This is a genomic window from Mesorhizobium sp. Z1-4, assembly GCF_004000235.1.
Lineage (GTDB): Bacteria > Pseudomonadota > Alphaproteobacteria > Rhizobiales > Rhizobiaceae > RCIO01.
In genome coordinates, this window is record NZ_RCIO01000002.1 from 857,905 (window position 1) to 882,227 (window position 24,323).

Sequence of the window (24,323 nt, forward strand, 5' to 3'; positions counted from 1 at the left end):
CGCTAGTCGAGTTCGGCCAGCACCTTGCGGCCGCGGGCGATGTTGGCCTCGGTGATCTGGGCCACGTCTGCAAGGCCATGCTGTTCGATCGCGGTCATCGCGCGGGCGCAGGCATCGAGACCTTCGCCGACGCGAGCACGGCTCGCCTCGGCGCGGCCGAGCTCTATCAGCGCCTCGCACAGGGTATCTTCCGAATAACCGAGTTCGGCCGAACCAGCATCGCGCTGGATGGCGGTTGCGTCGCGCAGAAGGCCGACGGCACGTGCATAGGGCTCCGGTCCGGACGCGGTTTCCTTGCCGGCGACGACCAGCGCATAGGCCAGCGAATTGGCGCGGCGCGCCCAGTCGAGCGGTGCGCCGGCGCGCAGATCGCCGCCGAGCGAGGCGTCGTAAGCTGCGATCGCTGCATCGAAATCGGCCGGAGTGCCGGTTTCGCGCGCCAGCGCCAGAAGACTGTCGGCAAGTCCCGCCCGGCGCTCGGCAGCGAGCGCGGCATTGTCGTCGCGTTCGGCGTATTCGATTGCCGCCCGATATTCGCGCACGGCATCGCGCGGGCTGGCGGCGCTTCCGGCTGCGGGCGACTGGTAGAGGATGGCGCGGTTGGCGTGTGCGTAACCCACGGTCTCGTGCATGGCCGGTTCGGCTTTGCCGGCGCCGATTGCGGCTTCATACGCATCGAGAGCCTTGCGCCATGCGGCGGCATCGCCCGTACGGTAGGCGATTTCATGCCAGGCACGGCCGCGTTCGAACTCGGCCTCGGTACGGTCGGTGACCTGTCCGGCGGCTTCAAACGCAGCCGCGGCATCGCGATAGGCGCCGGCTGCCTGTTCGAAATCGGCGCTTTCGCCGGTGTGCAGTCCGATAGCGAACAGCATGTGTCCGCTGTTGCGGCGCGCATAGACCCAGTCGGCCTCGGCGTCGGTCCAGATGGCGAGCGCTGCGTGGTAGTCTTCGAGCGCGGCCCGGTAGTCGTCGAGCAGATCTGTGCGGTTGGCGCGTTCGTGCAACGCCTGGCCACGCGAGAAAGCCGTGCGCGCAATCTCGGCCGGCTCGCTTGCCTCGCTCCAGAACCGAAGCGCGCTGCCGTGGGCGGCGGCGGCTTCGCGGAACGCCTCGGCATCGTCTTCGATGCGACCGAGCTCGAACAGCGCGTAACCCATGTTGCGCTGCGCGATCGCCTGGCTGCGGGGCACGTCGGCCCAGATGCCGACCGCCTTGCGATAGGCAGCGACGGCTTCGCGGTGATGGTCCGCGTCGTCGGAAGCCAGCGCCAGCGCATAGTGGGCGCGCCCGGTGTTGTTGAATATCTCGGCGAGATCGGCGCCGGCAGCACCGGGATCGACGACGGCGGAGGCCTCGCGCAGCACCTCGAGCGCGCGTTCCACGACGCCGGTGTCGGTGTTGCCGTCGAGCACGGCATTGCTCAGCTTGAGCACCGCGTCGGCGAAGGGCACCGGGTAGGCTTTGGAATCGTAGAGCTCGACCGCTTTTTCATAGGCTTCGATGGCCTGCGTGGAGGCGCCTTCGATGCCCTCGGACGCCAGGTCGAAGTGAATGTTGCCGATATTCATCTGCGTGCTCGCCGCGTCGCGCAGATTGCCTGTCGCCTTGCGAGCCTTGAGCGCCAGATCGTAGGCCGTGAGCGCATCGTCGCGCAGGGCGGGTTCTTTGCGAAGACGCGCCAGGCCGCGCAGGGCAACGCCAAGATTGTGCTTGGCCATCGACCAGTCTTCGATCTGCTGCTTGGGCGCGGACGGATCGAGTGCCTTTTCCACTTCCTTGAGGGCGGCCTGAACCGCATCGGACCCGCGTGCCGACGAACGCGCGGCCTCATCGAGGCCGACGATCGCCTCGTCCAGCGTGCCGCCGGGGTCGAAGAAGGCGAGGGCACGGTTGAGTGCGTCAATGGCGAATTCATAATCGGCTGCGTCATCGCTGTCCTGCGCCGCCGTGAGTGCGGTCACCGCGAGATCGTTCCAGATGGCACCTTTTTCGCGCCCACTGTCGTCGCCGGCATTGTCGAGCGCCTGCTGCAGGAAATCGCGCCCCTGGCGCAGAGCCTCGGGATCGTTGGTCAGGCGGGCCCGCGATAAAAGCATCTGGCCGAGCTGCTTGGCGAAACGGGCCGAGCGAGTCGGCGTCCAGCTGACGGTCGGGGTTTCGAGCTCGCGGCGGGCGACTTCCTCGCCCTCGGCAAGGGCAGCCAGGTCGCCGCGTTCCAGTGCCGCATTCTTGTAGGCCTCGAACTGGTAGCGGCGGTAGTCGAAAGCGCGGTCGATATCCCATTCGGCGATGATGTCGAAGGCCTCGCCATAATCGCGGGCGGCGGCCAGGTAGTCGAACAGGAGCAGCTTGGTTTCGGCGCTGCGGGCGTACACTTCCCCATCCTCGATGATGCGCTGGCGCAGCGCCGCGACCTGTTCCTGACGGGTTTCGCGAAGCGAGGCGACACGCGCCTTGGCCTGCTCGCGCAGCTCGTTGGCGGCATTGAGCGCGCCCTCGAGCTCGGCCTGATCGGCCAGTTCGGTGAGGCGCTGGATTTCCGGGTCGGGATTGAGCAGCGCTGCGCGGGCGTTGCGGTTTTCCGCGAAACGGTCGATCTCGGCCTTGAGCCGCGCCTCGACGGTTGCGGGATCGTCATTCGGATCGATGCCGGCCGCACGCATCATGGCGAAGACGACGCTCATCGGCACATTGCCGGAGCGGGACAGGCCCTCGGCGCTTTCGCGCTGCGGGGTGGGCAGTGCCGCAATCGAGAGCAGCAGCTGGCGGCGCTCGGTGAGGATGTCGCCCTCGGCGCCCTCGACCGGCTGCGGCGCCTCGCCGAAATAAAGCAGCCGGCGCAGGCTTTCATTGACCCATGGCCGCTGCGCTCCAGCGGTCTTGAGGTAGACCTCTTCGGCGACCATGCGCATGACCGTGCCGAACTCCTCGCCGGCCATCGCCGAGATGTGGCGGGTCAGGGCGGCGGCATAGGGGCTGTTTTCGCCAGCGCTGCCATCGAGCGCGACCTGGCCAGGGGCGGCGGCGAAGCCGATGACAATGCCGAGATTGTCGGAGGGGGTGGCGTCTGCCTTTGCGAGCGCAGACGCACCGCGCGTGTCGGCGACAGCGAGGCCGCCGGTGGAGACGGGCAGCGGGTCGGCGTTGGCAGCAACCTTCAGCGTTGCGCCGTCGGGGAAGGGGTTGTCGCGGCAGGCATCGAGCAGGACGATGGTGACAGCAACGGTCTCGCGCAAACGGCGCATAACGTCTGATACGGGAACGAGCTTCGTTGCAGCAGAATCGAGCGCGGAGATATCGGCATCGACCGGCACCAGCCAGTTCTCGCCACCGGCCTCGATGCCATGGCCGGCATAATAGAGCACGGCAACATCGGCCTCTTCGGCATCCTCGACGAAACGTTCCAGGTCACGCGTGAGGTCATCCGCATCGCGGTCGGTGCGGCGGACGGAATCGAAACCGAGGTCGGAGAGCAGCTCCTCGATGGCGTCGGCATCGTCCGGCGGATTGGTCAGCGGCGCAAGATGTTCGTAATCGCCATTGCCGATGACCAGCGCCACGCCGCGCAGCGCCTCCTGCGCGGGTGCAGGCATGGCCGCCGCGCACAGAAACACGGCGATTAACGAAAGAAGCCAGGTGCGGCGCAGCGCCGCCAACGCGGAGGAGAACGTGCTTTCAGTCATGCCCTATTGCCCAGAGCCTGACTTATAGTTTCCCGCCAATGTGGCGGCAATGAGTGACGGCCCGCAGACCGCCACTCACCGCCGGTTGCGCCGGGTTACTGCGCCAGAAGAGGTAGTGCGTCGGTCTGCTGTTCGGCGCCGATCGCCGTATAACCGCCGTCGACCGCAATGTCGGTGCCGGTGATGAAGGACGCTTCGGCCGAGCACAGGAACATCACGGTGTTCGCCACCTCGTCGGGTCCGCCGGTGCGTTTGAGCAGATGGAAGGGGGCAGCCACGCTGTCGGCCTTGGCGCGTTTGTCGCCGGTGATGTCGCGGATGATGTTGGACCAGGTCCAGCCCGGCGAGACGGAATTGACCCGGATGTTCTGCGGCGCGAGGAAAGCGGCCTGCGTTTTGGTGACGTTGAGGATGGCGGCCTTGGAGGCCGAATAGACCATGCGGCCGGGCTGCGCGATCTTGGCGGAAATGCTGCCGTAGTTGACGATGGCGCCGCCGCCGCGTGCCGCGATCTCCTCGCTTGCCTTCTGGGTGAAGATGGCGCCGCCGACAAGGTTGATGTTGAGCGCCGAAAGCCAGTTCTCGCGGCTGGTTGCAAGCCCCTCGTCGAGATAGGTGGAAGCGATATTGACGAGGAAATCGATGCCGCCGAATGTGGATTTGCACTCCGCGATGCAGGCATCGATATCCTTGTCGCTTGTGATGTCGGTCTTGCAGAACCGGACCTTGGCGCCCAGCTCGTCTGCAAGCGCCTTGCCGTCGGCCTCGGCGATGTCGGCCATGACGACCGAGACGCCGTTGCGGTTGAATGCGCGCACCACTTCCTGCCCGATCAGTGTCGAGGCGCCGGTGACGATCGCTACTTTTCCTTCAAGTCCTCTCACGGTTTCCTCCCGTTATCGAAATTCCATTGATTGCCTTCATGTCACTGCACCGCCGCAGCCGCGGCAAGCGCCTGGGCCGGTGCGATCGTCTTGAAGGCCGATTCCATGTAAAGCAGCGGTTCGCCGCCGCTGTTGTTCTTGATGCCGACGATATCGGCCACGATGATGGCGTGGCTGCCGACATCGATTGCCACGTTGAGCGTGCAGTCGAATGCCGTGAGTGCGTCGTCGAGAATGGGCGCGCCGGTGGTCAGGGTCCGCCAGCGGCCCTCGCTGAAACGGTCGACATCGCCGATATCCTTCATGCCGGCAAAGCGCATCGCCAGCGACTGATGCGCAGCGGACAATATGTTGATGCCGAGCCTGCGGCTTTTCGAGATCATCTCATAAGTGATGCCGTTGCGGTTGATGCAGGCGATCACGCGCGGCGGATCGGCGGACAACGAGCAGACGGCCGTGGCCGTCAGGCCGCGCCGCTCCGCGCCCTCGCCGGTGGTCACAATCGTGACCGCGCCGGCAAGGTAACGCATCGCCTGCTTGAAATCGCTCGACGCCACGGGCGTCATGACAGGCTGCGCGGCGAGGGTCACGGTGTCATCCTTGCCAGTGGATGGCTTGAGCGCGGCATGCCCAATACCTGCCTGATCTGGCCTTTGCCGATCTTGAGTTTGTTAGCGATGTCGACACGGCCGGCTCTGCCGCCGGAGACTTCGTTCATGAATTTCAGCGACGCCTGCGGCTCCAGCATCTGACGGGTGAAGCTGTTTGGGTTGTCGAAATTGTTGACGAAGGCGTTTGCGACTTTCTGGTGTACGGAGGCGTTGTCCGGCCTGCCGTCGCTGCCATATTGAGCGATCAGAATGCGCTGTGCGGCGGGCGTGATCTCCTCCAGAAGGAGGTTGTTGAAGTCGTTGGTGGCCTTGCCGATCTCATCGTAATAGGCGTCGAAGGTCGCCTGCATCCACTCGGCATCGAACGTGCCCGACTTGTTGGCCTCCGCGGATTTCAGCAGCATCCTGATCTGGCGGTAACAGTTGTTTGCGCCCTGGCCGCCGATCGGGTCGAGTGCGTTTGCCATGTCGCCCAACGCCATCACATTGCGGCCGGAGGGCAAGGTGCCGACAGGATGTTTGACGCACGGCGTGAAGGCACCTTTCAGCCAACCCTTCGGATCTGCCAGTTCGGCGTTTCTGATCCAGGCGTAGTCCCAGGGAATATACTGTTTGAACAGCTCCTTGACCCGGACGAGAAGCTCTTCGCCGGTTTTGCAATCGTCGAATTTGTCGAACACACCGCCGGGCCGGGCCTCGAAGATCGCGTTCCAGCACTGGAACCCGTCCTTGTGCCAGTAGGGGATGGAAAACTGCTCGCCGGCCGTGGCGAAGAAGTTGAACTTGATGCCGTACTGGAACGGGATGCCGTCACGGGTGCGGTCAAGTTCGAGATTCTTCATGACAAACATGGCCAGCTTGCGCTGCGGCTTGTCGTAGACGGTGCGGGCCTTGTCGACCTCGAAAATGCTGCCGATGTCGCTTTTGCCTGCGGCGACCAGGGTGAGGTCGGCCGCCGCTGCGATTTCCTCCAGCCGGGCCAAGTCGACATTTTCGACGATCACCTTGCCACCGCGTTCCTGGAAATCATGCGTCCAGCGATAGGACTGGATACGCACGTCGATGGCCAGCGCCATGCGGTCGAGGCGGCCCATGAGATCGATGAGCTGGCGGCCCATCTTGGGGCAGAAGGTGAGGTGAATGCCGTTGATCGGGGTGGAGTTTTCCCAATGGTTGACGCCGAGCTCTCGCTCCAGATCAAGCGAACTGGCGAAGCGGCAGGCGGTGCCGGTGGGCGGCACTTTGGTAAGCCAGTCCTCCGCGCTGAGCGCAGAATGGATGGTCACGTCATGTCCCTGCTTCAAGAGACCCAGGCCGGCAAGCAGGCCGCTCATGCCGGAACCGATAATTGCTATCTTGCTCATCTCTCAACCCCTCCCAAGGCGAGTAGGACCAGCCTGTCTGAACGAAGGCGCGCGGCCGGCCAGATGATGCAAGACTTTGCCTGTTTTGGCGCTCCCGCAATCCGGATATTGCGGGATTGTCCGGATCGTGCGACAAGTTTAAGCTTGAAGTAAATCGAGATGGAGGGCCGATGCACGTAACGTCATCGCATCTTTCTGATTTTACTGAAGCGGTGGGCAGCCACTTCCGTCCGCACGAAGTGAGCGGACCGGACCGGATTGCCGGAAACCTGGAAGCGCGGCATTTCGGCCGTGTGGGGCTTACCTATCTCAGCTACGGGTCCGAGGTGGAAATCCGGACAGACCCCCTGGACGGGTTCTCACTGTTGCAAATCCCGATCAAAGGCGTGTCGAGCGAACCGGACGGTGACGGGCGAGACCGGTTCAGCCTGCAAAAGGGGCAGGTGCTGGGGCTGGCACGCGGTATCGACTTCGCCATTCACCGCAACTGCACTTTGCTGATCACCCGGTTCGAGAACGCCGACATCGCGGAGACGCTGGCGGACCTTTCGGGCCAGGGCGATGCGGCCCGTACAATGAAAACGATGAAGAGCTGCGACCTCGCCTCACCGGCCGGCCGGGCGCTGCTCAGCCAGCTACGGTGGCTCAATTTCGAGCTTGCCGAAGGCGGCTCGCGGCTGGCGCTCATGGAAGCGCATTGCTCGAAGGGGCTGCTGGTGAGTTTTCTGATGGCAACCGTGCCTGGCCTTTCCAGAAGCTCCACGCCGCTGCCCACCTTTGCGGCCGTGCGGCGGGTCGAGGCCTATGTGGACGAGCACCTTGGGGAGGCAATCACCATTGCCGACATGGCGCGGGTCGCGGGGGTGCCGGTGCGCACGCTGTTCGAGCTGTTCAAGCGCTACAAGGAAGAAACGCCGGCAGAGATGTTGCGGCGCAAACGGCTGGAAGCCGTGCGGCAGCTCCTCGTTCAGTCAAGCCCCTACGATACCACTGTAACCGAGGCCGCGATGGCCTGCGGCTTCGCGCATCTGGGCAGGTTCGCGCAATATTACGGCGCCGAATATGGCGAAAAACCCTCCGACACGCTGATGCGGCGCAGGCACCATTCCTGACATCAAGACATCGATTCGGTGCATGATCTGACGTCTCCTGCGGGCACTTTGCCGGCAGCCAGAAAAACGATCATAAAGAAATACAATAAAGCCAGCGTTTTTAGGTTATACTTGTTCTCTTTCGGTTAAAGCTTAGCCGGTGCGTGGGAGGGCATGGCGATGGTTGATGTTCGCAGTCTAGCCGAAGTCGAACTCAGGGCGCGCGAGCGGCTGCGCCGCAACAAAAGCCAGATCGAATATTCGCTGGAGCAGATCGCCGACGGCAATCCGCTGGCAGCGGAAACGCAACCTTTCCGGCGTCTGGAGCGCATCCAGACAAAAGCCGGCGTGACGCGCGACGAAGCCGAAATGATGTCGGTTGCGATCGAAGCGACGGCGCGGCAGCCGCGGGCGCGGGGAGCGAAACGCGCCAAGGCGGGCGGGCCGGAGGTCATACGCGGGGCGACGCTGGACTTTGTCGGCGTGGCGTTTCTGGAGATCGGGCGGCGCGCTGCGGACGCTGTCGGGCGCATTGCGTTTCTGAACGATGCACCGCAAGGCACCGGGTTTCTCGTCGGGCCGCGGCTCCTGCTCACCAACCACCATGTCATTGAGACCGCCGCTGCCGCGCGGCGCATGCAGGTGCAGTTCGACTATGAATACGGCGTCGACAGGTTTGCGCTGGCTCCGTCGAACTTCTTTCTCGACCCGGGCTACTGCTTCGTTACCGACGGTATCGACGGCCTGGATTTCACGCTTATCGGCATCGGCGCGCAGCGGTCCGGCACGCGGCAGCTTGCCGAATTCGGTTATCTGCCGCTTTCGGATGCCGGCGACAAACACATGCTTGGCGAGACTGCCAATGTGATCCAGCATCCGGACGGGCGGTACAAGGAGCTGGTGCTGCGGGAAAACCATCTGGTTGCGCGCGACGAGACGGCACAGGTGCTGCACTATGTTGCCGATACCGAGCAGGGTTCATCGGGATCGCCGGTCTTCAACAATGAATGGGAGCCGATTGCGCTGCATCACTGGGGCACCGCCTGGCGCGAGGTGATGGGCACAGACGGCCGTCCCCTGTCGCGCGAGGTCAATGAAGGCATCCGCATCAGCGCCATTGTCACCCATCTGCAGAAGCTGCTGACGACGGGTGGGATCGAGAAGCCGGCCGTGGTGCGCGCGGCGCTGGAGATGTGGGAGCGGGCGCGGGATGGCGGGCGGTCCATGCGCACGCCCATCGGCGCGGGCTCCGATGTCTCGGGCGAAGAAAGCAGAAACGGGCCTGCCGGATCGCTGCAGTCGCGGGTCGGCGATGACGGATCGGTGACGTGGACCTTTCCGATCGAAATCACCGTGCGGGCACCGCTGGCGGCGGCCACGCCCGACACCGCTGCCGAAATGCCGGCCGAGCCGGAGGCTGAGGCGCCGGCGGAGAGCCCCGGCGGGGCCGAACGGCGCACCTGGCGCACCGAGGAATTCGACGACCGCGGCGGCTACGAGCCGGGTTTCATTCCCGGTTTCATCGTGCCGCTGCCGACCGTTGCCAAATCGCCTTACCGGATCGCCGAAAACCAGCTTGCCGGACCGGGCGACGACAAACACGAGCTGCCCTATCATCATTTCTCGATCGTGATGAATGCCGACCGGCGGCTGGCGTTTTTCACCGCCGTCAATATCGACGGCAAACGCATCAAGGCGGTGAAACGCGGTACCAAGACCGTGACCAGCGACCCCAGCCTGTCGCAGCTCGGCGTGGAACGCATCGCGGCCGAGGGCGCGGAGGCGAGCGACGATTTCCGTCCCGACCGGCGCGTGCTCGAATCCGAGCGAATGGACCGGCCCTTCTACGAGAAGCAGGTGGTGCCTGGGTTCCCCGACCCCTCGGCGCGCGACCGTATTGCGCGCATGTTCCAGAAGGGCCACATCGTGCTGCGCGGCGACCCCGCCTGGGGCAGCGACGAGGAGGCGCTTGCCGCCGAGCGCGACACGTTCTTCTACACCAACGCCGCGCCGCAGGTCGGCTTCTTCAATCAGGGCAGCGACCTGGACCGGCCTGGTTCCAAGGGAAAGCTGCGCTGGCGGGCGGTGGAAACCTATGTGCTGCGCAACGCGGTGACGATGAAAAGCCGGATCTCGGTGTTTGCCGGGCCTATATTCGCCAAGGACGACCCCGAATACAGGTTCGGCGCGCAAGTGCCGATGCGGTTCTGGAAGATCGCGGTGTGGAACGACGGCGGAACGCTTCGGTCGATCGCGCTGATCGCCGACCAGCGGCCGGTACTGAAGGTCATGCCGGAGCGGATCGCGGACGGGGCCGAGGCGTTCGGCGACGATGAGGAACTGGCGCGCGTCTCCGAGTTTCTGGCGACCGTGGCGGAGGTGGAGAAGGCGACGGGGCTCGACTTCGGAGATATCGTGCGCGACGGCGATATCCGGGCAGGGGCGGAAAGCGCCGCCGCGGTGACGCTCAAAGCCACCGACCTCAAACGGCGGGCGCGAAAGCCGGCGAAAAAGAGCACGGCGGCAAGTCGCAGGAAGCCGGCAAGGCGCAAAAGCTAGCTGCCGTTGCATTGCGGTGCGATGCGGCTGGGCGCCACGGTATCGCGCCACTGGCCAGCCTGTTAGCCTGGCGGCGTAACCGGCATGTTCCGGTGCGCCGCGGCGCGCCTGTGCCGGCGCGGAGGAGCATGATGGGAAAGCGCAGCGCCGAGGTCGATGCCTGGATGGCCGCGTATGACAACCCGCAGAAGCCGGTCGTGGAGGCCGTGCGGCGCGTGATGCTCGATGCGGACACGCGTCTCGGCGAGACCATCAAGTGGCAAGCGCCGACCTTTGTCTACAAGGGCAATCTGGCGTCGTTTTTTCCGAAGGCCAAGAAACACGCAACGCTGATGTTTCACACCGGCGCGTCTCTCGCGGCAGCGGGCGATTTTCCTTCGCTCGAAGGCGAAGGGGCGACGTCACGCGCGATGAAGTTCGCGGATGTCGACGATGTCGATGCCAAGGCAGGCGAACTTCGGGCGATCGTCAAAGCCTGGTGCGATGCAAGAGACGGCTGAGCGCGCGCCCAGGGTGGACGATGGCGACGACCGTGCCGCACGCCGACTTGCGCGGCTTGATCTTGCCGCATATCCGGTCTTGATTGACAGAGCGGCGATCGGCGCCGCGGCGGAAGCAGGAAAATCATATGCGTTGGCGCGGACGGCGGGAAAGCAGCAATATCGAAGACCGGAGAGGCCAGTCGTCAGGGCTTCCCGGCGGTTTCGGGCGCGGCGGCACGCGGATGCGGCTTCCGACCGGGCGCGGCGGCGGCGGTATCAGTTTCACCGGGCTGATCATCATCGTCGTCGTCTTTTTCGGCCTGCGCGCAATCGGCATCGACCCGCTGGCCATGCTGGGTGGCGGGCAGGGCGGTGGCGGCCAGTTCGCGCAGGAGGAAGGCACGCAGGCCTCCGACGACATGCGCAAATTCGTGGCTGTGGTTCTGGGCGAAACCGAAAATGTCTGGAACGGGGTCTTCAGGGCAGAGGGCGCGACCTATCGCGAGCCGACGCTGACGCTGTTTTCGGGGCAGGTGCGTTCCGCCTGCGGCTTCGCCTCTTCGGCCTCGGGGCCATTCTATTGTCCGGGCGACAGCAAGATCTATCTCGATACGACCTTTTTCGACCAGCTGGCGCGCCAGTTCGGCGCCGCGGGCGATTTCGCGCAGGCTTATGTGATTGCGCATGAGGTCGGCCACCATGTGCAGAACCTGATCGGCGTTTTGCCGCGGTTCAACGAGATGCGCCAGCGCATGAGCCAGGCCGAGGCCAATGCGATGTCGATGCGGGTCGAGCTCCAGGCCGACTGCTTTGCCGGTGTGTGGGCGCATTTCACGGATCGCGAGGGGCTGCTTGAGGCCGGCGACATCGAGGAAGCGCTGAATGCCGCCAGGCAGATCGGCGACGACACGCTGCAGCGGCGCACGCAAGGCTATGTCGTGCCGGAGAGCTTCAACCACGGCACCTCGGAGCAGCGCCAGACCTGGTTCGCGAACGGGTTCAGGGGCGGCAAACTCTCCGATTGCGACACGTTCAACAACCCGATCTGAGCCATGTGCCGCGGCCGGCAAGCGCGCCTTTCCAAGGTAAACCGCTCCTAAACAGTCACTCACGGTTTCATGCAATCCGTTTAGACGGGTATTAACAGGCGCCGGGTTATGGTGGTTTCCGAAAGGCTGGGGAACGACCATGCAAAAACGATCGAAGCGCTTTCTCGACAGCACGAGCGGAAACTTTGCGATTGGCGCAAGCGTGCTTGCGGTGCCGCTTATCTTTGCCGCCGGGCTGATGGTGGACATGACGACGGTCAGCCACTCGCAGAACGAATTGCAGCAGGCGATGGACGCGGCGGTGCTTGCCGTGGCGCGCGAAGGCGAGAACCTCTCCGACAAGCAGGCGAACGATATCGCCCGTACCTATATTCAGGAAAACTACAATCTCGTCTTCGGCAATCTGAAGGTCATCAGGGAAGGGACCAAGGTGACCGTCGATGCAACAGCGGAGACACCGACCGCGTTCGGCGGGTTGCTCGGCTACAGCAACTGGACGGTCGAGGCACGGTCCGCCGCCGATGTCGCCTTTGCAAGCTACGAGGTCGCGCTGGTGCTCGACACGACCGGCTCCATGGCCGGCGGCAAGCTGACGGCGATGAAAGACGCCGTCGACGGCATGATCCAATCGATGACTGCCCAAATCCAGAACAAGGAACGGCTGAAGTTTTCGCTGGTGCCGTTCGCGACCTTCGTCAATGTCGGGCCGGAGCATGGGCCCAAATTCGACAAGAGTGGCAAGCAGATCGCCGGTACCGGTGCGCCGTGGCTCGACCTGAATGGTGAAAGCCCGCTGCCGCAGACGGAGCTGTCGCCTGGCGCGAGCCGCTTCCAGCTATACGAAAACATGGGCAAGAGCTGGCCGGGGTGTGTGGAGACGCGCTATCGCGGGTCGAAGGACTACGATGTCAGCGATATGGCTGCCGACCCGTCCAAGCCGGAGACGCTTTTTGTTCCGGCTTTCAGTATCGATGAACCGGACGAAGGCTACGCAAACAGCTACATCACCGCAAAAGTAGACCCCCTGGACATGTCCGTCGCGGCCAAGAAAGAGAAGTGGAGCAAGTATGGCGTCAAGACCAATGACAAAGGCGAACCGCTGCTTGGTGGGTTGCTCGACGGCATAACCGGGCTGGTCGGTCTCGGCGGTTCCGATCCGAAACTGAAAAAGGTGAAAATCGACGACGGGCCGTCGATCTATGCCGGAATGAACAAGGGGCCGGACTTTTTCTGCGACACGCAGCCGATCACCGCGCTGTCCAACAACTATCCGGATCTGCGTAGCAAGGTGAAGGCGCTCGAGGCCAAGGGCAACACCAATATCATGGAGGGTGTCGCCTGGGGAACCAGGGTGCTTTCGCCTGGCGAGCCCTTCGGCCAGGCGCAACCGAAATCCAAGTCAGGCATCGAAAAGATCATGGTGGTGCTGACCGACGGCTCGAATACGCTTGGCGTCAATTCAAGAGATCTCGGCTCAGAGTATTCCAGTGTCGGCTACCTCGTCGATGGCAGGCTCGGCACACTGACGCCGAGCGGAGCTGCCACCAATACGGCCATGAACGAGCGCACGCTCGCGGCCTGCGATTACGCCAAAAAAGAGGGCATCGAAATCTACACGATCCGGCTTGAAGAGCCGGACGTGAAAACCGGGACCATGCTGCAGCAATGCGCCACCTCGCCGGCCCACTTCTTCGACGCGCCGTCGCGTGCGCAGCTCGACGAGGTCTTCGAGGAAATCAGGGAACGCGTCGTGAGGCTGCGTCTGGCGTCCTGACGGACACGGATATGACTTGCGGATAGGGCGGCCCAGTGCCGCCCTTTCCATTTTGCAAGCGGGTTGGCCGCCTATTCACCCCAGCCGGCGATAACCGCGTCAGCCTCGAACTCGACCAGCCATTCCGGGTTCACGAAACGATTGATGGCCATGATCGTATCGACGGGCCGCACATCGCGGAAATATTCCTTGCGGACGTCAATCGCGGCTTTCCAGTTGTCGATGTCGGTCAGAATGACTCGCGTACGGACGACGTCATGCAGGCCCGAGCCTGCGCGCTCGAGCGCATCCTTGATGATCTCGATGCACTGCCGCGTCTGGGCGGCGACATCGCCAACGCCGACGGTCTTGCCGTCGGCACCCACCGGAGCCGTACCGCCTATCGAAATGAACGGGCCGACACGCACAGCGCGCGAGAAGCCCACAACGGCCTCCATCGGGTTGCCGTTGGAAATCAGTTCCCTGTCGTATTTCATGCCTCGATCCTCCACACCTGCCGCAGCAGAATGCGTGGACGGAGGGCTGGCTGGCAATCGCGCTTGGGCGCTAGCGCTCGGCCAGCGCCGGCTCGCCCTGGCGCTCGCGGATCAGGTTGGCGAAGCGCCGGAACAGGTAATGCGAATCCTGCGGGCCGGGGGAGGCTTCCGGGTGGTGCTGTACCGAAAAGACCGGCTTGCCGGTGACGCGCAGACCACAATTCGAACCGTCGAACAGGGACACATGCGTGGCTTCCACGCCTTCGGGCAGGGTATCCTTGTCGACCGCGAAGCCGTGGTTCATCGACACGATTTCCACCTTGCCGGTGGTGAAGTCCTTCACCGGGTGATTGGCGCCGTGATGGCCCTGATGCATCTTCACCGTGGAAGCGCCGAGCGCCAGGGCGAGCATCTGGTGGCCAAGGCAGATGCCGAACACCGGAATGCCGGTCGCGATGAGGTCCTTGATCACCGGTACTGCATATTCGCCGGTGGCGGCGGGATCGCCGGGGCCGTTCGACAGGAAAATACCGTCGGGCTGCAATGCCAGGATATCGGCGGCCGGGGTTTTGGCCGGCACGACGGTGACCCTGGCGCCGAGATTGGACAAGAGGCGCAGGATGTTGCGCTTCACGCCATAATCGATGGCGACCACATGGAAGGAAGCCGCGTCCTGCCTGCCGTAGCCGGCTTCAAGCGTCCATGGCTTTTCTTCCCATTGCGACGACTGGCCGGAGGTGACCTCCCTGGCGAGGTCGAGGCCGACGAGGCCCGACCACGCGGCCGCCTTGCGCTTCAGGTCCTCGACGTCGAACGAACCGTCGGGTGCATGGGCGATGACGGCGTTGGGCATGCCCTTTTCGCGGATGAGCGCGGTGAGCGCCCGCGTGTCGATGCCGGATAGCGCGACAATGCCGCGGCGCTTGAGCCAGGCATCGAGATGGCCGGCGGAACGGAAGTTCGACGGGCCGCTGACATCGGCCTTGAAAATCGCACCCACCGCTCCGGCGCGCGCGGCCGGGTTCAAATCCTCGATATCATCGTCATTGGCGCCGACATTGCCGATATGCGGGAAAGTGAAGGTGACAATCTGGCCGGCATAGGAGGGGTCGGTGAGGATTTCCTGGTAGCCGGTGAGCGCGGTGTTGAAGCAGACTTCGCCAATCGCCTCGCCCTCTGCGCCGAGGCCGCGGCCCTCGATCACCGTGCCGTCGGCCAATACCAGAAGCGCGGTCGCGCGGGTGGCTCCCCAGGGTGCGGTGTGGTCGGTCATGGCGTTTCTCCGGTGGTCCGGGCGAGGGGCTTGAAAACGGTTCGTCTTTGGCCATATAGGCGTCGACACACGTGCGCTCGCCATTCGGTCGATCGTTTGCGCCTGCGGTGTAAAGGCTTTCAAAGGCGCGGACAATAGGTAACCGAAACGGGCCGGTCAATGTGGACAAATGCGTTCGCGCGATTTTACGAAGATATTCAAAATCAATAGCTTAGCGGCAAGGAAACGATTTGCGCCCAAGACCGGCGGGCGCTATCCTGCGCGCGAGGCAGGGAGTATTCGGCCATGCGCGATGACATCGCGAAGGCATTGAAAGACGCCATCAAGCAGCAAGACAAGCACCGCGTTTCGACATTGCGCCTGATTCAGACCGCGATTCAGGACCGCGATATCGCCAACCGCGGAGCGGGCAAGGACCCGATCAGCGAAACGGAGATCGCGGCGGTGCTGCTGACGATGGTCAAGCAGCGCAAGGAATCGGCGCGCCTCTATGAAGAAGGCGGCCGGCTTGAGCTTGCCCAGCAGGAGCTGGACGAGATCGACATCATTCGCGGCTTCCTGCCCAAGCAGCTTTCCGATGCCGACATGCAGCGGTTGTGCGCCCAGGTGGTGCACGAGATCGGCGGTGGCGGACTGCGCGACATGGGCCGCTGCATGAACGAGCTGAAGGCCAAATATCCGGGCCAGATGGATTTCGGCAAGGCGAGCGGGATCGTCAAAGACCTGCTGCGCTAGGCAGCTGCCTTCCCCGGCTTGGCACGGGGAAACTTTCCACAACCGAATAAGCGGAGCCGGCATTTGCCGGCTCCGCCTGTTGTGCGAGCCGAATCTATTCGAGCGGCTTCCCGCTAGCCGGCACGTCGCTCGTCTGCGTGACGTCGATACCGGCCTCGATATCGGAATAGGCAGGAGCCGCTTCCAGCGCCTCACGCGTCACGTTGAGCACGATGCGGTCGGGAAGATTGTCTTCGCCGACGACCGGTTCATCGTCGACCGGCGGCCGGGCATAAGCGGCGCTGTCCGAACCGCCCATGGTTCCGGTCGTGCCGGTGCCGTCGGGCTCTTCGGCAGGCATCCTGGCGGCTGCCTCCGACTGCGCCTCGAGCTCGCGCCGCTTTTCCTCCTTCGTCTTCAGACCCTCGGTCTTGCCGGGGCCGAATTCGAGCGCGCTCATCGCCACGGCGACGTCCTTCTCGCCGATGCCGAGAAAACCGCCGACACCGACGAGAACGGCAATCACTTCGCCGCGCCCGTTGACGAGCACATCCGAGATATCACCGATATTGTCGCCCTTGGCGTCCACGACCGCCTTGCCTTCAAGGTCGGTGGCACGCCATGCGCCGCTTTGCGGAACAGTCACGAACGGCCCTGAAACCTCATTCCCGCCGGCAAGGGCGGTCTGCGTGCCGCTCTCTTCCATGGTTTCCGCGGGTTTCGTCGCGGCCTGTTCGGTGTCGTCGGCAGGCATGGTTTCTTCCATCGCCTGTTCACCGGCGGTGCCGGCATCCGGCTTGACGAGCAGTTCTTCCGCCTGGACCTCGGGGTCCTGCGCGGGCTGTTCCTGGGCAATCGCGGCGAACGGAATCGATACCGCCGCGAGCAAAGCCAAATAGGTGTTTCTGTTCATTGGATCTCTCCTTTGACGCTTCAACACCCCCCTTTGATCTGGGAATTGCGTTCCCAGGCTGCGAATTGCGCGGCTGGCTGCCGACATCGCTTCCGCCGTCACCACCTGACATCGAACTGGGATTGCTCCGCGGGTGGCACATATGCCCGGCATCGGCTTATCGTCGCCAAGCCAAACCCCGCATTCGCAAGCGGCATTAGGCGGCGACCAATGAGGCGTATTCAAGACGTCTGTTGGGCGATCCCGCGGCAATCAGCCGGCAGGTACCGCAGCCGGCGGCCGGGCACCGCTGCGGCGCTCCCATTGATACGAGCCGGCTGCGACAACGACAGCGATGATCATGGCGAAGATGCCAAGCACCGGCAGGCTGCGATAGCCGAAGCCGGCGGTGAGCAGCAGCGAGCCGATGGTCGCCGCGAGTGCTATGCCGAAGTTGAAGCCCGACGGAATGAGCGATGAGGCAAGGTTTGGCGCATCCGCGGTCCAGCCGAGGATGCGGGTCTGGACCGGCGTGCCGATGGCGAAATTCACTGCGCCCCAGAGGGTCAGTATGGCGATCATCGCGACGGGGTAGGGTGCGGCGGCATACATGGCAGCCATGACGGCGGCCTGCAGCGCCAGAAGCCCGATCATCGACGGCATCAGCTTCCAGCCCGCGAGGCGACCGCCGGCAAAAACACCGGCAGTGGCGCCGACGCCGTTCAGAAGCAATACCCAGGGGATCAATTCCGGGTCGAGGCCGGTGATCTCGCGCAGGAAAGGCACGATGTAGGTGTAGGGAACGAACTGAGCGATCATCAGCATCAGCATGACGATGAGCGAGGTCCAGACCTGCTGGCGGCCGAGAACGCGGATTTCGCGCGCGAGGCCTGCGGGAGGCGCGGACGCGGCCGGCGTGCGCGGCAAAAGCGCCAGCATGGCCAGCGTGGCGAGGAGGCCGAGGCCGAACATTGCCCAGAAGGTGGCGCGCCAGCCGAACGCGTTGCCGATGGCGGTGCCTGCCGGCACGCCCAAGATGCCGGAGACGGTGAGGCCGGCGAGCACAACCGCGACCGCCATGCCACGCCTTTCCTCGCTGACGAGCCCGACGGCAACGACCATCGCCGCACCGAAATAGACGCCATGCGCGACTGCCACCGCGACGCGGAGAAAAAGCATCTCGGCGAAACCGGGTGCCAGCGCGCAAGCGACCTGCCCGGCGGTGAAAATGACCGCGAGCCAGATCAGCAGCGTGCGGCGCGGTACGCGTCCTGTCACGATGGTGAGCAGCGGACCGCCGATCGCGATGCCGAGCGCATAACCGGTGACGAGGTAACCTGCGGCCGGAATGGAGACGTCCAGCCCTTCGGCTACGTTCGGCAACACGCCTGCAATGACGAACTCGGTCGTGCCGAAGGCGAAGGCAGCGATGAAAAGGGCGATCAGGGGCAGCGGCATTGTCGGCTCGAACTGTGCGGAAGTCCGGCGTGAAAGCACGACGGCAGCGGCGCGGCAATCGAGAAATTGTGTGCCAGGGTGCAGATTATCTGAAGTGCGGCGGGCTTCGCAGTCAGGCGGCCTATTCGGCCGGATCTTTCAGCTTGCGGATTTCCTGCATGTAGCTGCGCAGCACCGCATTGATGCGAGTCTGGTAGCCCTTGCCCTCGGCTTTGAAGAAATCGAGCACGTCGCTGTCGAGCCGGATCGAAACGGCCCTTTTCTCGACCGGATAAACGACGGTCGCCTTCGACCAGTCGATATCCATGAAATCGGCCCAGTCGGGATCGTCGCGCATCTGCGCCTCGATCTCCTCGTCGGTCATGGCATCGACGCGGGCCCAATTTGTCTTGGTTTCACCCCGCTCGGCCATGCGACGGATTTCATCCGCCGAATATCTGACGATATTTTTCTCGCTCATAGCGTCTCGCCGGCCTCATCGTAATAATACGGCACCGATCGTCTCGCATCGTGTAGACAACGGCTACCAAGCGTTCGTTTGTTCGGCAAACCGCGACGGCGCGGTTTTCATCGTCCCTAACAGACGGCCAAGAGATGTGCGGCTCGAGAAGTGCTCTCGCACCGTCAGCCAAGTCCATTTCCCGGACGTCGAGGGTCAACTTCCGCTTCGCTTCATCCCACTCGAATTCAGTCTCTAGATGTAGTTGTGAAATTTCCATCGGTCAGTTCCCGAGAAGCTTTTCCTAGTTGGCTTACTCCGGGAACGCCACGGAACTCACAGAGATTGTATATACGTTTGTATCTTCTTTCGGTCAAGCTGTGAACATCGGGCACTAATGCTCGTCACCGTCGCGCTTTGGCCATCGCGTGGTTATATGAGAGCCTCCAGCGAGGCCTCGATGCGGTTTTCAGACACTTTTCTCGACGAGATACGCGCCCGGCTGCCGATTTCGGCCGTCGTGGGCACGCGCGTGACGTGGGACAAGAAAAAAACCAACGCCTCGCGCGGCGACTACTGGGCCTGCTGCCCGTTCCATGGCGAGAAGACGCCGTCCTTCCATGCGGACGACCGGCGCGGGCGCTATCACTGTTTCGGCTGCGGGGTCTCGGGCGACCATTTCCGCTTCTTGACCGAACTCGACGGCATGAGCTTTCCCGAGGCGGTGGAGCGCGTAGCCGATCAGGCGGGCGTGCCGATGCCGGCGCGCGATCCGCAGGCGGAACGCCGCGAGAAGGAAAAAGCCTCGCTCACCGAGGTGATGGAACTGGCAACCGGGTTTTTTCAGGAGACGCTTCAGGCGGCTGACGGGGCGAAGGCCCGCGCCTATCTGCGCGACCGCGGCATCACTTCGGTGACGCAGCAAACCTTCCGGCTGGGCTACGCACCCGACAGCCGCAATGCGCTCAAGGAGTTTCTCGCCTCGAAAGGCATCGAAAAGGCGCAGATGGAGGCCTGCGGGCTGACTGTGTTCGAGAACGTGCCGGTCTCTTATGACCGGTTCCGCGACCGCATCATGTTTCCGATCGAGGATTCGCGCGGGCGGGTGATCGCATTCGGGGGGCGGGCAATGTCGGCCGACATTCCGGCCAAATACATGAACTCGCCGGAGACCGAGCTCTTCCACAAGGGCAACGTGCTCTACAATTTCGCCCGCGCCCGCAAGACGCTCGGCCGCGATGAAACGGTGATCGTCGCCGAAGGTTACATGGACGTGATCGGGCTGGCGCAGGCCGGATTCGAGCACGGTGTTGCGCCGCTGGGTACCGCGCTGACGGAAAACCAGCTCGAACTGCTTTGGCGCATGACCAAGGAGCCGCTTTTGTGCTTCGACGGCGATCAGGCCGGGCTGCGTGCCGCGTTCCGCGCCGCCGAGCTGGCGCTGCCGATGATCGCGCCGGGGCGTACGCTGCGTTTCGTCATCATGCCCGAAGGCAAGGACCCGGACGATCTGGTGCGCGAAAGCGGACCGGAAGCATTTCAGGCGCTGATCAACGAAGCACGGTCGCTGGCCGACATGCTGTGGCTGCGTGAAACCTCGGGCGGTGTGTTCGATACGCCGGAGCGGCGCGCCGACCTTGAAAAGCGGCTGCGACTTTTGACGGCCACCATTCGCGACGAGAGCGTGCGCTACCACTACAGCCAGGATATGCGGGAACGCGCACAGGCGTTTTTCGGTGCCAGGCGCGAACCGGCCAACCAGCGCGGCGACAAGCGCGCGTTCGGCCAGGGAGGGCGCGGACAGGCCTCCGGCCGGATGCCGGTGTCTGACAGGCTTGCACATTCGGCGCTTGTGCGCAGCGCCGGCCCGGTCATGCCGCTGCGCGAAGCGACGATCGTGGTGGCGCTCGCCAACCACGCCGCGCTGCTCGACGCCTATTTCGATCAGGCCGCGTCGATGGATCTGGAGCACCCCGAACTCAGGCAATTGCTGGCGGCGCTGCTGGATATCGTTGCGACCGGCGAGCCGCACGGGCCTGATGAGGTCGCGGCCCGATTCGAGGCGCGGGGGCTGGCCGAAACCTGGTCGCGAGCGGTGCTGCTCGTCAAAGGCGCGCATCAATGGCCGGCACTGGCCGACGCCACGCTGGACGACGCGCGCGAGGCATTCGTGCAGGCGCTGCACTTGCAGCGCAGCTCAGGCTTTCTAAATAAGGAGCTGAAAGCGGCCGAACTGGCGCTTGCAACCGATCCGACGGAAGAGAATTATCGGCGCCTGGTTGAGATACAGGCCCATATCCGGGATGCACAATCCACCGAAGCGCTGATCGAAGGCTTCGGAGTGACATCAGGGCGCGTTGCTCGCGGATAGGCTGTTTCGACCCGGAATCGGCTTTTTGCCGGCTGTGATTCGCTTTTTTAATGCGAATCGTGCCACTGGCGCTTGACCTTGCACGAGAATGACGGAATCACACGATCCGAAATCCGCAGATGCGACCAATATGCGACGGTTCTATGGACCAGCGCCGGCATCGACCTATGTGGCAGGGTTAATCGACACTTAACGGGGTTGGGGTACTGCGCTCATTAAAATGAAGGCGACAGCGGCAACCCGATTCGGACCGCACAATCCGGCAGCTTGAGGCTGCCGCCTGGAGACGGAACAAAGCATGGCGACCAAGACGAAAGAAAAGGAAGAGGTCGAAACCGAACGCGAAGGCCAGACCGACGGCCCGCTGCTCGACCTTTCCGACGACGCGGTCAAGAAAATGATCAAGGTCGCCAAGAAGCGCGGCTACGTTACGATGGACGAGCTCAACGCCGTCCTGCCTTCCGAGGAAGTCACCTCCGAACAGATCGAAGACACGATGTCGATGCTCTCAGACATGGGCATCAACGTGGTCGAGGATGACGAGGCGGGCGAAGAGTCCGACAACAAGGACAACGATTCCGACGACGACGCCAACGAGGTTGCGGCACAGACCGGAACCGCCGTCGCGACGACGACCAAAAAAGAACCGACCGACCGGACCGACGACCCGGTGCGCATGTATCTTCGCGAGATGGGCTCGGTCGAGCTTCTGTCGCGCGAGGGCGAGATTGCGATCGCCAAGCGCATCGAGGCCGGCCGCGAGACGATGATTGCGGGCCTGTGCGAAAGCCCGCTGACCTTCCAGGCCATCATCATCTGGCGCGACGAACTCAACGAAGCGAAGATTCTGCTGCGCGAGATCATCGATCTCGAGGCGACCTATGCCGGCCCCGAGGCCAAGCAGGCACCGGTGGTGGAGCGGGTCGAGCCGGAAGACAAGCCCAAGGAAGAGCAGAAGGGGCGGCGCTCGCGCGACGATGACGACATCACCAATGTCGGCGGCGAGAGCAACACCGAAGACGACGACGAGGACGATGAGGACGAGGCCAACCTGTCGCTTGCGGCAATGGAGGCCGAACTTCGCCCGCAGGTGATGGAGACGCTCGATACCATCGCGTCGACCTACAAGAAGCTCAGAAAATTGCAGGACCAGCAGGTGGAAGCCCGCCTGTCGGCCTCCGGCGCGCTGTCGACCAGCCAGGAGCGCTCCTACAAGAAACTCAAGGAAGAGCTGATCACGGCGGTGAAATCGCTGTCGCTCAACAATGCGCGCATCGAGGCGCTGGTGGAGCAGCTCTACGACATCAACAAGCGGCTGGTTCAGAACGAAGGCAAGCTTCTGCGCCTCGCCGAAAGCTATGGCGTGAAGCGCGAGAGCTTCCTGGAGCATTATCAGGGATCGGAGCTCGATCCCAACTGGACGAAGTCGATCTCCAATCTTGCCGCGAAGGGCTGGAAGGAGTTCACGAAGTCCGAGAAGGACAACATCAAGACGCTGCGCGCCGAAATCCAGAACCTGGCGCAGGAAACCGGCATTTCGATCGGCGAGTTCCGTCGCATCGTGAACCAGGTCCAGAAGGGCGAGCGCGAAGCCGCAATCGCCAAGAAGGAGATGGTGGAAGCCAATCTGCGGCTGGTGATTTCCATCGCCAAAAAATACACCAACCGCGGCCTGCAGTTCCTGGATCTCATTCAGGAAGGCAATATCGGCCTGATGAAAGCGGTCGACAAATTCGAATACCGCCGCGGCTACAAATTCTCCACCTACGCGACCTGGTGGATCAGGCAGGCGATCACCCGTTCGATCGCCGATCAGGCGCGAACCATTCGCATTCCGGTGCACATGATCGAGACGATCAACAAGATCGTCCGTACCTCGCGCCAGATGCTGCACGAGATCGGCCGCGAGCCGACGCCGGAGGAACTGGCGGAAAAGCTCGCCATGCCGCTCGAAAAGGTGCGCAAGGTGCTGAAGATCGCCAAGGAGCCGATCAGCCTCGAAACGCCGGTCGGCGACGAGGAAGATTCGCATCTGGGCGATTTCATCGAGGACAAATCGGCCGTGTTGCCGATCGATGCCGCGATCCAGGCCAATCTGCGCGAGACGACGACGCGCGTGCTCGCCTCGCTGACGCCGCGCGAAGAGCGCGTTCTCAGAATGCGCTTCGGCATCGGCATGAACACCGACCACACGCTGGAGGAAGTCGGCCAGCAGTTCTCGGTGACGCGCGAGCGTATCCGCCAGATCGAGGCCAAGGCGCTGAGGAAGCTGAAGCACCCGAGCCGCTCTAGGAAGCTCAGGAGCTTCCTCGACAGCTAGACTTGCAGACCAGTGTCGACGTTGCAAAAGCCGGGTGTTTTGCCCGGCTTTTCTTTTGGCTGAAGGTGACAATCGCCGCGACGAGGGTTGCATTCGGCGAAGCGGGACGCTGCTCCACCCAGCCGCGATAGGCCATGTCAGGAGTGACCGCGCCATGCGTTGATCGCGGTCCCGGCAGATGCGTATCCTTGGCTGTCTTATAGGCGGTTCAGGAGAGCGATGCCGGATGGAGAAAGTCGATTTCAAAAGGACGCTGAAGCATTTCTATCTACCGACGGCGAAGGATTTTTCGCAGGTCGAGGTGCCGGCAATGCAGTTCGTCATGGTCGACGGGGCGGGTGACCCGAACACCTCGCCGGTCTACAGGGCAGCGCTGGAATGGCTCTACCCCGTAAGCTACGGGCTCAAATTTGCCTCCAAGCTGACGCTCAAGCGCGATTATGCGGTGCCCCCGCTCGAAGGTTTGTGGTGGGCGGAGGACATGGGTACATTCCTGACGCGCGAGAAGGACAAGTGGTCTTGGACAATGATGATCATGGCGCCGGACTGGATCGACCGGGCGATGTTCGATGCGGCGGTGGCAAAGGCGGCCGGCAAGCTCGGCGCCGAGCCGCCGGCAAGTTTGCGCCTCGAGGCGTTCGACGAGGGCCTTTCGGTGCAGATCATGCATGTCGGGCCATACGACGCGGAGGGGCCGACAATCGCGCGGCTGCACGGCGAATACCTGCCGGCGAACGGGCTGACCGAAAACGGCCATCACCACGAAATCTACATCGGCGATCCGCGGCGCACCGCACCCGAGAAACTGAAGACGGTGCTCCGGCAGCCGGTCAGGCGCGCCTAGAGGCCGGCAATAGCCGGCATCGGCGGTGGACTAGAC

The 24,323-nt window shown here is 63.4% G+C and carries 19 protein-coding genes; 9 read left to right on the plus strand and 10 right to left on the minus strand.

All coding sequences use genetic code 11. The features are described from left to right. Positions 1-2: 2 nt before the first annotated feature. From EP165_RS11185 to EP165_RS11200, 4 genes are all read right to left on the minus strand, one after another. On the minus strand, positions 3-3,686 hold the full coding sequence (locus EP165_RS11185) for a caspase family protein (protein WP_127522420.1): 3,684 nt from the start codon (positions 3,684-3,686) through the stop codon (positions 3-5). Between the two features lie 95 nt (positions 3,687-3,781). Further along, positions 3,782-4,570: an SDR family oxidoreductase gene (locus EP165_RS11190; protein ID WP_127522422.1), complete on the minus strand. Its 789-nt coding sequence runs from the start codon at positions 4,568-4,570 to the stop codon at positions 3,782-3,784. Positions 4,571-4,611: 41 nt separating this feature from the next. Continuing rightward, a complete protein-coding gene (locus tag EP165_RS11195; protein ID WP_127522424.1) occupies positions 4,612-5,160 on the minus strand; it encodes a flavin reductase family protein in 549 nt (182 codons plus the stop codon). After that, on the minus strand, positions 5,157-6,545 hold the full coding sequence (locus EP165_RS11200) for a styrene monooxygenase/indole monooxygenase family protein (RefSeq protein ID WP_127522426.1): 1,389 nt from the start codon (positions 6,543-6,545) through the stop codon (positions 5,157-5,159). The genes EP165_RS11195 and EP165_RS11200 overlap by 4 nt, the downstream gene beginning before the upstream one ends. A gap of 170 nt (positions 6,546-6,715) precedes the next feature. On the opposite strand from EP165_RS11200, the gene EP165_RS11205 reads away from it, so the two are divergent. The 5 genes from EP165_RS11205 (at position 6,716) to EP165_RS11225 (ending at position 13,500) form a co-directional block, all read left to right on the plus strand. After that, positions 6,716-7,657, plus strand: a complete 942-nt coding sequence (locus EP165_RS11205; protein ID WP_127522428.1) for a helix-turn-helix domain-containing protein — start codon at positions 6,716-6,718, stop codon at positions 7,655-7,657. 159 nt (positions 7,658-7,816) lie between these two features. Beyond that, positions 7,817-10,195: a DNA/RNA non-specific endonuclease gene (locus tag EP165_RS11210; RefSeq protein WP_164743008.1), complete on the plus strand. Its 2,379-nt coding sequence runs from the start codon at positions 7,817-7,819 to the stop codon at positions 10,193-10,195. Between the two features lie 131 nt (positions 10,196-10,326). Then, positions 10,327-10,695 carry a DUF1801 domain-containing protein gene (locus EP165_RS11215; RefSeq protein WP_164743009.1) on the plus strand — a complete coding sequence of 123 codons (369 nt, stop codon included), beginning with the start codon at positions 10,327-10,329 and terminating at the stop codon, positions 10,693-10,695. 128 nt (positions 10,696-10,823) lie between these two features. After that, the gene (ypfJ, locus tag EP165_RS11220; protein ID WP_127522434.1) at positions 10,824-11,726 is read left to right on the plus strand and encodes a KPN_02809 family neutral zinc metallopeptidase; all 903 of its coding nucleotides are present in this window, start codon (positions 10,824-10,826) and stop codon (positions 11,724-11,726) included. 139 nt (positions 11,727-11,865) lie between these two features. Continuing rightward, on the plus strand, positions 11,866-13,500 hold the full coding sequence (locus tag EP165_RS11225; protein WP_127522436.1) for a pilus assembly protein: 1,635 nt from the start codon (positions 11,866-11,868) through the stop codon (positions 13,498-13,500). A gap of 71 nt (positions 13,501-13,571) precedes the next feature. Here the strand turns inward: EP165_RS11225 and EP165_RS11230 are convergent, their stop codons facing one another. Continuing rightward, complete coding sequence (locus EP165_RS11230) at positions 13,572-13,976, minus strand: RidA family protein (protein WP_127522438.1); 405 nt, start codon at positions 13,974-13,976, stop codon at positions 13,572-13,574. 70 nt (positions 13,977-14,046) lie between these two features. Then, positions 14,047-15,249, minus strand: a complete 1,203-nt coding sequence (gene carA / locus EP165_RS11235; protein WP_127522440.1) for a glutamine-hydrolyzing carbamoyl-phosphate synthase small subunit — start codon at positions 15,247-15,249, stop codon at positions 14,047-14,049. Positions 15,250-15,534: 285 nt separating this feature from the next. On the opposite strand from carA, the gene EP165_RS11240 reads away from it, so the two are divergent. Further along, a complete protein-coding gene (locus EP165_RS11240; protein ID WP_127522442.1) occupies positions 15,535-15,984 on the plus strand; it encodes a GatB/YqeY domain-containing protein in 450 nt (149 codons plus the stop codon). Positions 15,985-16,078: 94 nt separating this feature from the next. On the opposite strand, the gene EP165_RS11245 is transcribed toward EP165_RS11240, so the two are convergent. The 4 genes from EP165_RS11245 to EP165_RS20835 all read right to left on the minus strand — a co-directional run bounded on the left by EP165_RS11245 (position 16,079) and on the right by EP165_RS20835 (position 19,032). Beyond that, on the minus strand, positions 16,079-16,876 hold the full coding sequence (locus EP165_RS11245; RefSeq protein WP_164743010.1) for a PRC-barrel domain-containing protein: 798 nt from the start codon (positions 16,874-16,876) through the stop codon (positions 16,079-16,081). 252 nt (positions 16,877-17,128) lie between these two features. Continuing rightward, positions 17,129-18,313 carry an MFS transporter gene (locus EP165_RS11250; RefSeq protein WP_127522446.1) on the minus strand — a complete coding sequence of 395 codons (1,185 nt, stop codon included), beginning with the start codon at positions 18,311-18,313 and terminating at the stop codon, positions 17,129-17,131. A gap of 121 nt (positions 18,314-18,434) precedes the next feature. Continuing rightward, positions 18,435-18,773, minus strand: a complete 339-nt coding sequence (locus EP165_RS11255; RefSeq protein ID WP_127522448.1) for a BrnA antitoxin family protein — start codon at positions 18,771-18,773, stop codon at positions 18,435-18,437. Next, positions 18,736-19,032: a BrnT family toxin gene (locus EP165_RS20835; RefSeq protein ID WP_127522450.1), complete on the minus strand. Its 297-nt coding sequence runs from the start codon at positions 19,030-19,032 to the stop codon at positions 18,736-18,738. The genes EP165_RS11255 and EP165_RS20835 overlap by 38 nt, the downstream gene beginning before the upstream one ends. A gap of 180 nt (positions 19,033-19,212) precedes the next feature. Here EP165_RS20835 and dnaG point away from each other — a divergent pair, with 180 nt between their 5' ends. From dnaG to EP165_RS11275, 3 genes are all read left to right on the plus strand, one after another. After that, positions 19,213-21,123, plus strand: a complete 1,911-nt coding sequence (gene dnaG, locus EP165_RS11265; RefSeq protein WP_127522452.1) for a DNA primase — start codon at positions 19,213-19,215, stop codon at positions 21,121-21,123. A gap of 298 nt (positions 21,124-21,421) precedes the next feature. Then, positions 21,422-23,443, plus strand: a complete 2,022-nt coding sequence (rpoD, locus tag EP165_RS11270; RefSeq protein WP_127522454.1) for an RNA polymerase sigma factor RpoD — start codon at positions 21,422-21,424, stop codon at positions 23,441-23,443. Between the two features lie 226 nt (positions 23,444-23,669). Further along, positions 23,670-24,287, plus strand: a complete 618-nt coding sequence (locus tag EP165_RS11275; protein WP_127522456.1) for a GyrI-like domain-containing protein — start codon at positions 23,670-23,672, stop codon at positions 24,285-24,287. Positions 24,288-24,323: the final 36 nt, after the last annotated feature.

Coding starts and splice junctions, on each gene's coding strand:
- EP165_RS11185 (WP_127522420.1), bottom strand. CDS start 3,686: ATGACTGAAAGCACGTTCTCCTCCGCGTTGGCGGCGCTGCGCCGCACC.
- EP165_RS11200 (WP_127522426.1), bottom strand. CDS start 6,545: ATGAGCAAGATAGCAATTATCGGTTCCGGCATGAGCGGCCTGCTTGCC.
- EP165_RS11205 (WP_127522428.1), top strand. CDS start 6,716: ATGCACGTAACGTCATCGCATCTTTCTGATTTTACTGAAGCGGTGGGC.
- EP165_RS11210 (WP_164743008.1), top strand. CDS start 7,817: ATGGTTGATGTTCGCAGTCTAGCCGAAGTCGAACTCAGGGCGCGCGAG.
- EP165_RS11215 (WP_164743009.1), top strand. CDS start 10,327: ATGGGAAAGCGCAGCGCCGAGGTCGATGCCTGGATGGCCGCGTATGAC.
- ypfJ (WP_127522434.1), top strand. CDS start 10,824: ATGCGTTGGCGCGGACGGCGGGAAAGCAGCAATATCGAAGACCGGAGA.
- EP165_RS11225 (WP_127522436.1), top strand. CDS start 11,866: ATGCAAAAACGATCGAAGCGCTTTCTCGACAGCACGAGCGGAAACTTT.
- EP165_RS11230 (WP_127522438.1), bottom strand. CDS start 13,976: ATGAAATACGACAGGGAACTGATTTCCAACGGCAACCCGATGGAGGCC.
- carA (WP_127522440.1), bottom strand. CDS start 15,249: ATGACCGACCACACCGCACCCTGGGGAGCCACCCGCGCGACCGCGCTT.
- EP165_RS11240 (WP_127522442.1), top strand. CDS start 15,535: ATGCGCGATGACATCGCGAAGGCATTGAAAGACGCCATCAAGCAGCAA.
- EP165_RS11245 (WP_164743010.1), bottom strand. CDS start 16,876: ATGAACAGAAACACCTATTTGGCTTTGCTCGCGGCGGTATCGATTCCG.
- EP165_RS11250 (WP_127522446.1), bottom strand. CDS start 18,313: ATGCCGCTGCCCCTGATCGCCCTTTTCATCGCTGCCTTCGCCTTCGGC.
- EP165_RS11255 (WP_127522448.1), bottom strand. CDS start 18,773: ATGAGCGAGAAAAATATCGTCAGATATTCGGCGGATGAAATCCGTCGC.
- EP165_RS20835 (WP_127522450.1), bottom strand. CDS start 19,032: ATGGAAATTTCACAACTACATCTAGAGACTGAATTCGAGTGGGATGAA.
- dnaG (WP_127522452.1), top strand. CDS start 19,213: ATGCGGTTTTCAGACACTTTTCTCGACGAGATACGCGCCCGGCTGCCG.
- rpoD (WP_127522454.1), top strand. CDS start 21,422: ATGGCGACCAAGACGAAAGAAAAGGAAGAGGTCGAAACCGAACGCGAA.
- EP165_RS11275 (WP_127522456.1), top strand. CDS start 23,670: ATGGAGAAAGTCGATTTCAAAAGGACGCTGAAGCATTTCTATCTACCG.